Annotated in this window: 11 protein-coding genes; 8 read left to right on the top strand and 3 right to left on the bottom strand. The window is 69.6% G+C overall.

Annotated elements, in window-relative coordinates; translation table 11 throughout:
* The 8 genes from ABNT58_RS18150 to ABNT58_RS18115 all read left to right on the top strand — a co-directional run.
* The coding region (locus ABNT58_RS18150) for an indolepyruvate oxidoreductase subunit beta family protein (protein WP_348754849.1) at nt 1-1260 on the top strand (1260 nt) is incomplete at its 5' end.
* 16 nt (nt 1261-1276) lie between these two features.
* Complete coding sequence (locus ABNT58_RS18145; RefSeq protein ID WP_348754848.1) at nt 1277-1702, top strand: thioesterase family protein; 426 nt, start codon at nt 1277-1279, stop codon at nt 1700-1702.
* The gene (locus ABNT58_RS18140) at nt 1702-4029 is read left to right on the top strand and encodes a bifunctional salicylyl-CoA 5-hydroxylase/oxidoreductase (RefSeq protein WP_348754847.1); all 2328 of its coding nucleotides are present in this window, start codon (nt 1702-1704) and stop codon (nt 4027-4029) included. Before ABNT58_RS18145 ends, ABNT58_RS18140 begins: the two co-directional genes overlap by 1 nt.
* A 14-nt stretch (nt 4030-4043) precedes the next feature.
* A complete protein-coding gene (locus ABNT58_RS18135) occupies nt 4044-5171 on the top strand; it encodes a cupin domain-containing protein (protein ID WP_348754846.1) in 1128 nt (375 codons plus the stop codon).
* A gap of 40 nt (nt 5172-5211) precedes the next feature.
* Nucleotides 5212-6123, top strand: coding sequence for a fumarylacetoacetate hydrolase family protein (locus ABNT58_RS18130; RefSeq protein ID WP_348754845.1), 912 nt, complete (start codon nt 5212-5214; stop codon nt 6121-6123).
* A 14-nt stretch (nt 6124-6137) separates the two neighbouring features.
* The gene (locus ABNT58_RS18125) at nt 6138-7160 is read left to right on the top strand and encodes a carbon-nitrogen hydrolase family protein (protein WP_348754844.1); all 1023 of its coding nucleotides are present in this window, start codon (nt 6138-6140) and stop codon (nt 7158-7160) included.
* Nucleotides 7157-7924, top strand: coding sequence for an Asp/Glu racemase (locus tag ABNT58_RS18120; RefSeq protein ID WP_348754843.1), 768 nt, complete (start codon nt 7157-7159; stop codon nt 7922-7924). Before ABNT58_RS18125 ends, ABNT58_RS18120 begins: the two co-directional genes overlap by 4 nt.
* Nucleotides 7911-8411 (top strand): MarR family transcriptional regulator, encoded by a 501-nt coding sequence (locus ABNT58_RS18115; protein WP_348754842.1) that lies wholly within the window; start codon nt 7911-7913, stop codon nt 8409-8411. Before ABNT58_RS18120 ends, ABNT58_RS18115 begins: the two co-directional genes overlap by 14 nt.
* A gap of 234 nt (nt 8412-8645) precedes the next feature.
* Here the strand turns inward: ABNT58_RS18115 and ABNT58_RS18110 are convergent, their stop codons facing one another.
* The 3 genes from ABNT58_RS18110 to ABNT58_RS18100 all read right to left on the bottom strand — a co-directional run bounded on the left by ABNT58_RS18110 (nt 8646) and on the right by ABNT58_RS18100 (nt 9999).
* Entirely contained in the window at nt 8646-8930 is a 285-nt protein-coding gene (locus tag ABNT58_RS18110; protein WP_348754841.1) for a helix-turn-helix domain-containing protein, read from the bottom strand.
* Complete coding sequence (locus ABNT58_RS18105; protein WP_348754840.1) at nt 8927-9265, bottom strand: type II toxin-antitoxin system RelE/ParE family toxin; 339 nt, start codon at nt 9263-9265, stop codon at nt 8927-8929. Before ABNT58_RS18105 ends, ABNT58_RS18110 begins: the two co-directional genes overlap by 4 nt.
* 113 nt (nt 9266-9378) lie before the next feature.
* Nucleotides 9379-9999, bottom strand: a complete 621-nt coding sequence (locus tag ABNT58_RS18100) for a flavin reductase family protein (RefSeq protein ID WP_348754839.1) — start codon at nt 9997-9999, stop codon at nt 9379-9381.
* Nucleotides 10000-10326 lie beyond the last annotated feature (327 nt).

Genomic DNA, 10326 nt, shown 5'->3' with positions numbered 1-10326 from the left:
GTGGACGTGGTGCTGTGCTCCGAGCTGATGGAAGCCGGCCGCGCGGTGCAGCGTGGCCTGGTGACGCCGCAGCGCACCACCCTCATCACCTCCACCCACCGGGTGTACGCCATCGCCGAAAAAGCCGCGATGGGCGACGGCCGGGTGAACGACGAGGTGCTGCTGCAGCATGCCAAGGCAGCGGCGCAGAAGCTGGTGAGCTTCGACATGGCGCGCACCGCCGAAGCCAGCGGCAGCGTGATCAGCGCGGTGCTGTTCGGTGCGCTGTGCGGCGTGGGCGCCCTGCCCTTTTCGCGCGCCGACTTCGAGGCCACCATCGAACGCGGTGGCGTGGGCGTCAAGCCCAGCCTCAAGGCCTTTGGCCGCGGCTGCCAGGCAGCGCTGGGCCAGGACGCACCGGCGGCCGAACCCGCGGCCGACGTGCCTGCGCCGGCCCCCCAATCTGCCGCCGTGGCCGCGCTGCTGCAGCGGCTGGCGCGTGAACACCGTCCGCCTTGCCACCACGTGGTGCGCGAAGGCGTGCGCCGGCTGATCGACTACCAGGACACGGCCTATGCCGCGCTCTACCTCGACCGCCTGGCCGCGCTGGTGCAACAGGCCGGCGCCGAAGACGACACCCTGGTGCGCGAGACCGCCCGTCACCTGGCGCTGTGGATGTCGTACGAAGACACCATCCGCGTGGCGGACCTGAAGACCCGCGACAGCCGCTTCCAGCGCGTGCAGGGCGAGGTGCGGGCCAAGGCCGACCAGCAGCTGCACATCCACGAGTTCATGCACCCGCGCATCGAAGAGGTGTGCGAAACCCTGCCGGCCGCCCTGGGCCGCTGGCTGGCCCGGCCGCATGCGCTGCACCGGCTGGTGGCCCGCTTCACGCGGGAAGGGCGGGTGATCCGCACCTCCAGCCTGCGCGGCTTTGCGCTGCTGTGGCTGCTGTCGCGCTGGCGCGTGGCCCGCCGCAGCACGCTGCGCTACGTGCAGGAGAACCAGCGCATCGAGCACTGGCTGCAGCGGGTGCAGGCGCTGGCCGCCAGCCACCCGGCGCTGGCGCTGGAAGTGGCGCGGCTGCAGCGGCTGGTCAAGGGCTATGGCGACACCCATGCCCGCGGCCTGCGCAACTACCAGACGCTGCTGGGCGTGCTGGACCGCCACGGCGCCACGCTGGCCCCGGCGCAGCTGGCCCGGCTGCGCGATGCCGCGCTGGCCGACGAACACGGCAAGGCCCTGCAAGCCGCGCTGCAACAACAGGCGCTGCACGCCTGAGCCCCGGAGATACCGCATGACCACCGCCACGCCACGGCATTTCCGCCGCGCGCACCGCATCCGCTTCTCGGAATGCGATCCCGCCGGCATCGTTTTCTACCCGCAGTACTTCGTGATGTTCAACGACCTGCTGGAAGCCTGGGTCGACCAGCTGCTGCCCGACGGCGGCTTTGCCGGCTACATCCTGGGCCGCCGGCAGGGCATGCCCTCGGTGCGCATCGAGGCCGACTTCAAGGCCATCAGCCGCATGGGCGACGACGTGACGCTGACGCTGGACGTGGCCCACCTCGGCAGCCGCTCGCTGGTGCTGGAGCTGGCCTGCCGTGGCAGCGACGGCCAGCTGCGCATGCAGGCCCGCCAGACCCTGGTGACCACCTCGCTGGTCACGCACGAAGCCATTCCCATCCCCCTCGAACTGCGCCACGCGCTGGAGGCACATTGATGAAGATCGTCTGCATCGGCGGCGGCCCCGCCGGCCTGTACTTCGGCCTGCTAATGAAGCTGCAGGACCCCAGCCACGAGGTGGTGGTGGTCGAACGCAACCGCCCCTACGACACCTTCGGCTGGGGCGTGGTGTTTTCTGATGCCACGGTGGACCACCTGCACGAGGCCGACCCGGTGTCGGCCCGCAGCATCGCCGACGAGTTCTCGCGCTGGGAAGACATCGAGGTGCACTTCAAGGGCCGGGCCATCCGCACCACCGGCCACGGCTTCATCGGCATCGGCCGCAAGCGGCTGCTCAACATCCTGCAGGCGCGCTGCGAAGAAGTGGGCGTGCAGCTGGTGTTCGAGACCACCGTGACCGACGACCAGGCCATCGCGCGCCAGTACGGCGCCGATCTGGTGATTGCCAGCGACGGCATCAACAGCCCCACCCGCACCCGCTACGCTGCGACCTACCAGCCCGACATCGACACCCGGCACTGCCGCTTCGTGTGGCTGGGCACGCGCAAGGTGTTCGACGCCTTCAACTTCCTGTTCGTCGAGACCGAGCATGGCTGGTTCGCGGCCCATGCCTACCGCTTCGAGAACGGGCTGTCCACCTTCATCGTGGAAACGCCCGACGACTGCTGGCACAAGAGCGGGCTGCACGAGATGAGCCAGGAAGAAGGCATCGCCTTCTGCGAGCGGCTGTTCGCGCCCTGGCTCGATGGCCAGCCGCTGATCAGCAATGCCACGCACCTGCGCGGCTCGGCCATCTGGATCCGCTTCCCGCGGGTGATCTGCGGCGGCTGGGTGCATTGGAACGGCGACATACCGGTGGTGCTGATGGGCGATGCCGCCCACACCGCGCACTTCTCCATCGGCTCGGGCACCAAGCTGGCGCTGGAAGACGCGATCGAGCTGGCGCGCTGCCTGAAGGGCGCACAAGGCGACCTGCGCGCCGGCCTGGCCCATTACCAGGAGGTGCGCAGCGTGGAGGTGCTGAAGATCCAGAACGCCGCGCGCAACTCCACCGAATGGTTCGAGAACGTGCGCCGCTATGCCGGTCTGGCGCCCGAGCAGTTCACCTACTCGCTGCTCACGCGTTCGCAGCGCATCTCGCACGAGAACCTGCGCCTGCGCGACCCGGCCTGGGTGGCCGGCTATGAACGCTGGCTGGCCGGCCAGGCCGGGGTGAGCGTGGCCGACACGCAGCCTGCCCCGCTGCCGATGCTCACGCCTTTCCCGGTGCGTGGCCTGACGCTGCGCAACCGCGTGGTGGTATCGCCCACGCTGCTGCAGGCCGCGGCCGACGATGGCGTGGCCGGCGACTTCCACCGCATGTACCTGGGCAGCCGGGCGCTGGGCGGCGCCGGCCTGGTGATGATGGAGATGACCGCGGTGACGCCCGAGGGCCGCATGACCCGCGCCGACACCGGGCTGTGGAATGCCGAGCAGCAGGCCGGCATCGCGGCGATTGCCGACTTCATCCACCGCCACACGCCGGCCCGTTTCGGTCTGCAGCTGGGCCATGCCGGCCGCCGCGGCGCGGTGCAGCCGGGGTGGGAGCCGGCCGACCAGCCGCTGGCCGAGGGCTGGCCCCTGCTGTCGGCTTCGGCCCTGGCCTACAAGCCCGGGGTGTCTGCCGTGCCCGCGGCCATGGACCGCGCGCAGATGGACGCGGTGCGCGACGCGTTTGTGGCCGCCACCCGCCGCGCCGCCGAGGCCGGCGTCGACTGGCTGGAGCTGCAGGCCGGCCACGGCTTTTTGCTGTCCAGCTTCCTGTCGCCGCTGACCAACCAGCGCGACGACGAGTACGGTGGTTCGCTGGCCCAGCGCCTGCGCTACCCGCTGGAAGTGTTCGCGGCCATGCGTGCCGCCTGGCCGGCCGACCGGCCGATGTCGGTGCGCCTGTCGGCCACCGACTGGGCCGAAGGCGGCACCACGGTGGACGACGCCATCGAGATGGCCCGGCAGTTCAAGCAGGCCGGCGCCGACCTGGTGGACGTGTCCACCGGCGAGGTGACGCCCGACCAACGTCCGGTGTATGGGCGCCTGTATCAAACGCCAATGGCCGACCGCATCCGCAACGAAGCGCAGGTGGCCACCATCGCCGTCGGCGCCATCACCGAGGCCGACCAGGTCAACAGCGTGATCGCCTCCGGCCGCGCCGACCTGTGCGCCATCGGCCGCCCCTTCATGAGCGACCCGGCCTGGCTGCACCGCGAGCTGGTGCGCCTGGGCCGCGGCGGCGTGGCCTGGCACCCGGCCATCGAGCCGGCGCGCACGCAGTTCGAGCGCGTGCTGGCCAAGCCCCTGGTTTCTTCCCCCGCGACCCCCGCCTGAGCAGGAGCCCTGCGATGACCCAAGCCAACTACGACCAATACCGCGAATCGGTGGCCGGCCGCGCCGACGTGGCCGACTCGCCCGAGCTGCTGGCCTACTACGCCGAGCTGGACCGGCTGAAGACCGGCGCGCTGTGGACCGTGGCCAACAAGATCGAGCCCTGGCAGCCGCAGTCGGCCTCGGTGCCGGTGCTGTGGCGCTACCGCGACCTGCGTGAGCACGTGCTGCGCTCGGTCGACCTGGTGACGCCCGAGAAGGCCGGCCGCCGCGTGGTGTACCTGGACAACCCTGGCCGCCGCGACGTCTCCGCCGCCGTGGGCTGGCTGTATGCCGGGCTGCAGGTGATGAAGCCGGGCGAGCGTGCTTCGGCCCATGCGCATGCGGCTTCGGCGCTGCGCTTCATCATGGAAGGCAGCGGCGCCTACACCATCGTCGACGGCCACCAGGTGACGCTGGCCGCCCGCGACTTCGTGATCACGCCCAACGGCACCTGGCACGAGCATGGCGTGGCGGAAGACGGCACGCCCTGCATCTGGCAGGACGGGCTGGACATTCCGCTGGTCAACGCGATGGAGGCCAACTTCTACGCGGTGCACCCCGACCTGCACCAGGCCGTGACGCGCCCGGTGAACGACCTGATGGCCGCCTGGGCCGGCGCCGGTCTGCAGCCGCAGCAGCACGGCTGGACCAAGCCTTACTCGCCGCTCTTCAAGTACGAATGGGCGGCCACCTACGAGGCCCTGGTGCGCCAGGCCGCGGTGACCGACGGCAGCCCCTTCGACGGCGTGCTGATGAACTACGTGAACCCGCTGACCGGCGGGCCGGTGATGCAGACGGTGGGCGCCTCGATGCAGCTGCTGCGCGCTGGCGAGCACACCAAAGCCCACCGCCACACCGGCAGCTTCCTGTACCAGGTGGCCAAGGGCCAAGGCTGGTCGGTGATCAACGGCCAGCGCTTCGACTGGCAGGAGCGCGACATCTTCTGCGTGCCTTCGTGGGCCTTCCACGAACACGCCAACGCCAGCGGCAGCGAAGACGCCTGCCTCTTCGCCTTCCATGACCTGCCCACGATCAACGCCCTGGGCCTGTACCGCGAACAGGCGCTGGCCGAGAACGGCGGCCACCAACCGGTGACGGGCTGACGCCCTCGCCTGCTTCTTCACCTCATCGGAGACCCTTCACATGCGACTCGTCACCTACCGCGCCGACATCCTGGCCGCCGCCCGCCTGGGCGCCATCGTCGATCAACAGGTCGTGGACCTGGCGCTGCTGGCCGCCCAGCGCGGCCAGAGCCTGCCGGCCGACATGCTGGACTTCATCGACCTGGGCCCGCAGGCCGTGCGCAGCACCACCGAGCTGCTGGCCTCGTTCGAAGGCCGCTTCCCGGCCGGCACCAGCTGGCCGCTGGCCAATGTGAAGCTGCTGGCGCCGATCCCGCGGCCGCGCAAGAACATCTTCGGCATCGGCCTGAACTATGTGGAGCACGTGGCCGAATCGGCCCGCACGCTGGACACCTCGAAGGATCTGCCCAAGCAGCCGGTGATCTTCTCCAAGCCGCCCACCACCGTCATCGGCCCCGGCGACGCCATCGAGCACAACGCCAAGATCACCCAGCAGCTGGACTGGGAAATCGAGCTGGGCGTGGTCATCGGCACCCGCGCCAAGCGTGTGGCGGTGGAAAAAGCCTTGAGCTACGTGTTCGGCTACACCGTGATCATCGACATGAGCGCACGCGACTGCCGCCGCGCCGGCCAGTGGATCTATTCCAAGGGCCAGGACACCTATGCGCCCATGGGTCCGTGCATCGTCACCGCCGACGAGATCCCCGATCCGCAGACGCTGGACCTGAGCCTGACGGTCAACGGCATCACCAAGCAAAGCGCCAACACCCGCCACATGCTGTTCAAGGTGGACGAGCTGATCGCCGACCTGAGCGCCGGCATCACGCTGGAGCCGGGCGACATCATTGCCACCGGCACGCCCGATGGCGTGGGCGCCGGCCGCGGCCCGCAGGAATGGGTGTGGCCGGGCGACGTGATCGAAGGCCAGGTGCAGGGCATCGGCCGCCTGCGCCACCCGGTGGTGGCGGTCTGAGGTGGGGGCGCGGCATGCTGCAGCTCCCCACCTTCAAGGCCGCGGCCGTGCAGGCCGCGCCCGTCTTCCTGGACACCGACGCCACGGTGGACAAGGCCTGCCGGCTGATCGCCGAGGCTGCCGCCCACGGCGCGCGGCTGGTGGCCTTTCCGGAAGTGTTCGTCTCGGGCTACCCGTACTGGAGCTGGGTGATGAACCCGATCGACGGCAGCCCGTGGTTCGACAGGCTGGCTCGCTCGGCCATCGAGATTCCGGGGCCGGAGATCCGCAAGATCGCGCAGGCCGCGGCACGCCACCGCATCCATGTGGTCATCGGCGTCAACGAGCGGCATCCGCAGAGCATCGGCACCATCTACAACACGCTGGTCACCATCGGCGAAGACGGCCGCCTGCTGGGCCGCCACCGCAAGCTGGTGCCCACCTGGGCCGAGAAGCTCACCTGGGCGCCGGGCGATGCCTCGGCGCTGCGGGTGCACGACACGCCCATCGGCAAGCTGGGGGCGCTGGCCTGCGGCGAGAACACCAACACGCTGGCGCGCTTCTCGCTGCTGGCGCAGGGCGAGCTGGTGCACGTGGCCAGCTACATCGCGTTGCCGGTGGCGCCCAAGGACTACGACATGGCCGAGGCCATTCGCCTGCGCGCGGCGGCCCACAGCTTCGAGGGCAAGCTGTTCACGGTGGTGTCGTGTTCCACCGTGTCGAGCGAGATCGTCGACGCCATGGCCGCCACCCACCCCGAGGCGCGTGAGCTGCTGGCCCGGCCCAACAGCGCGTTCTCGGGCTTCATCGGGCCCGACGGCCGCGTGATCGGCCAGCCGCTGATCGACGTCGAAGGCATCGCCTATGCCGAGATCGACCTCGGCAAATGCCTGCAGCCGCGGCAGATGCACGACATCACCGGCCACTACAACCGCTTCGACATCTTCGACCTGCGCGTCAACCGCCAGCCGCTGGCGGCGGCGCGCTTCATCGACCCCGCCAGCGCCGATGCGCTGCAGGGCCTGGACCTGACCGTGAGCCCGGAGGCCTCCGCATGAGCTTCGACTTCGTTGCCCGCCCCATCCGCGTGGGGCAGATCGTGCCTTCGTCCAACACGACGATGGAAACCGAAATCCCTGCGCTGCTGCGCGCGCGGGAGCACGTGGCGCCCGAGCGCTTCACCTTCCACTCCAGCCGCATGCGCATGAAGAAGGTGGTGAAGGAAGAGCTGGAAGCCATGGACCGCGACAGCGACCGCTGCGCGCTGGAGCTGTCGGACGCCAAGGTCGATGTGCTGGGCTATGCCTGCCTGGTGGCCATCATGAGCATGGGCCTGGGCTACCACCGCCAGTCACAGGCGCGGCTGCAGCTGGCCACCGAGACCAATGGCAACGCCGCCCCGGTGGTGACCAGCGCCGGCGCGCTGATCGACGGCCTGCATGCGATGGGCATGAAGCGGGTGAGCGTGATCTGCCCCTACATGAAGCCGCTGACGAAGCTGGTGGTCGACTACATCGAGCACGAAGGCGTGGAGGTGAAGGACTACGTGGCGCTGGAGATCCCCGACAACCTGGCGGTGGCGGCGCAGAACCCGGCCAACCTGCTGGAGATCTACCAGCGGCTGGACCGCAGCGGCATCGACGGCATCGTGCTGTCGGCCTGCGTGCAGATGCCTTCGCTGCCTTCCATCCAGAAGGTGCAGGATGCGTCGGGCATTCCCACGCTGTCGGCCGCGGTGGCCACCACCTGGCAGATGCTCAAGCAGCTGAACCTGCCCACGCACATCCCGGGTGGCGGGGCCTTGCTCAGTGGGCGCTATTGACGCGCTGCCCGCGGCGCCGCCCCAAGAGGGCGGCTTCGTCGCCCAGTACCTGCCGGCGCTGCTGACGCAGGCCGCCGCCCACCTGGTGGGCGACTTTGCCGAGCAGGTGCGGGCGGCGGGCCTGTCGGTGCTGGAGTGGCGGGTGCTGGCCACGCTGGCCGATGGCGGCCCGGTGCCGCTGGGCCTGCTGGCCCGCCGCGCGGCCACCAAGCAGCCCACACTCACGCGGCTGATCGACCGCCTGGCGCAACAGGCGCTGGTGCTGCGCGAGCCCGACCCCCAAGACCGCCGCCAGACCCTGCTGCGCATCACCCCCGCTGGCCACACCACGGTGCGCCGGCTGATCGAACAGGCGCAAGCCCACCAGCAGCAACAGCGCCAGCAGTTCGGCGACGCCCGCTGGCGGCAGTTGGTGGGGCTGCTGCAGGCGCTGGTGCCGGAGGTGGCGGGTGGAGCGGGGAGTGCAGTGCCGAACGGGCCGCTTTGACAGGCGGATCGGCGCTCGCTACATATCAGCCACCATGTCCCAGCAACGCCAACGCCCCGATGTCGTGATGCCGACCGCGGAGGAAGACCGCGCCATCACCGCAGCCGCCAACGCCGACCCTGACGCGCCACCCCTGACGCCGGCTCAGCTCAAGGCCATGGTGCCGGCACCGTCGTCAGACTCAGACGCCGCGCATTCAGTGGGTCCTGACTGCGGTTGAAGGGCGATAACTGGTCAACAAGCGGACTCAAGAATCCGAAGCTCCACATGCAGCCCCGCTGCCGTCGCCATGTTCACCAGGGCGTCGAGCCCGAAGCGGTCGATCTTGCCGCGCACGAGGTCAGACACCCGCGGCTGCGTGACGCCGAACAGTTCAGCGGCTTGCGCCTGACTGATGCGGCTCTGAGCAAGGCGATCCTTCAAGGCCGTCATGAGCGCTGCGCGCAGCTTCATATTCTCGGCCTGCTCGGGCGTGTCCTCGATGGCGTCCCACACGCTGGCAAAGCGTTGCTTGGTCATGACTTCAACTCCTGCATCAACTCGCGGAAGCGCCGCGTCGCCAGGTCGAGGTCGGGAGGGCTGGTCCTTTCGGTCTTCTTTTGAAAGCAGTGGAGCACATACACGGCATCCGCCAGCTTCGCGACGTAGATCACCCGGAAAATCCCGTGAGCGTCGCGGATGCGGATTTCCCGCACGCCAGCGCCTACCGTGTTCATCGGCTTCCAGTCGTCCGGATCCAAGCCGTTCTGCACACGGTCAAGCTGATACCCGGCCTCTCGCCGAGCATCCAGCGGGAAGGCTCGCAGGTCGTCCAGCGCACTTCCCCGAAACTCGACGGGCTTGGTCTGGTTCACACAGCAAATATACAAAAACTTGTATGCGAGCGCAACCGCAGCTGAGCTTGCGACCTGGTTCTGAAGCTTGGACCCTGCCAACCTGAGGGCGCGCGCTTCGACAAGGACGCCGGCTACCCCGGCCGCCGCATCTCGAACCGCGCGGCCGCCGTGACCTCGAAGTAGTCGGCCGGGCCGCCGCCGCGCAGGATGGGGGCGGCGGCGGTGTCGTAGGTGCCGTCGGGGCCGCTCAGCAGTGTCGGGTCGATGTGCACCATCACCACCTCGCCCAGCACCATCCAGGTGTCCAGCGGGCGGCCCTGGCGGTCGTGCAGGCGCTGCACCTGCAGCACCTCGCATTCCAGGTTCACCGGGCTCTCGGCCACCGCCGGGGCCTGCACTTGCGTGCTGGCGCGCGGCGTCAGGCCGCACAGCGTGAACTCGCTGGTGCCGGGCGGTGCGTCGATGCTGGAGTGGTTGACCGCCTCGGCCAGCGCCCGGGTGGCCAGGTTGCACACGAACTGGCCGCTGCGCTGGGCATGGCGCACCGTGTCCTTGTGGCCGACGCTGGAAAACGCCACGATGGGCGGCCGGTAGTTGAAGACGTTGAAGAAGCTGTAGGGCGCCAGGTTGGCCACGCCCGTTTCGCTGAGCGTGGAAATCCAGCCGATGGGCCGCGGGCCCAGGATGGCGGCCAGCGGATCGTGGCGCAGGCGGTGGCCCTGGGCCGGCGCATAGGAATGGCGCGTGGTCATGACAATCGCAACAGGGGTGGCGGCCCCGGAGGCCAGGAGCGCCCAGTGTGCGGGCCGCTCAGCCGTCTGCAGCGCAAGCGGGCGCGCCGGCGGCAAGAAGCTGCCAGGCGCGGATAGCCGCTGCAGCCAGTGGACGTTGGGTCGTTGCAGGCCGCGCCTGGCGGGGTGAGGCACCATCGGCCCTGCATGACCTCTACCCCCGCCCTGCCCCAGACGCCGCCTGCGCCCCGCACCGACACCGCGCTGGCCTGGTTCTTCGTGCTGGTATGGGGCTCAGGCTACCTGGCCAGCAAGACGGGGCTGCAGTACGCCGCGCCCTTCACCTTT

The organism is uncultured Aquincola sp., from assembly GCF_964001545.1.
In the GTDB taxonomy this organism is placed as follows: domain Bacteria; phylum Pseudomonadota; class Gammaproteobacteria; order Burkholderiales; family Burkholderiaceae_C; genus Aquincola.
Note: the sequence above shows the minus strand (reverse complement) of the source record. Positions and strands in the feature narration are given on the sequence as shown.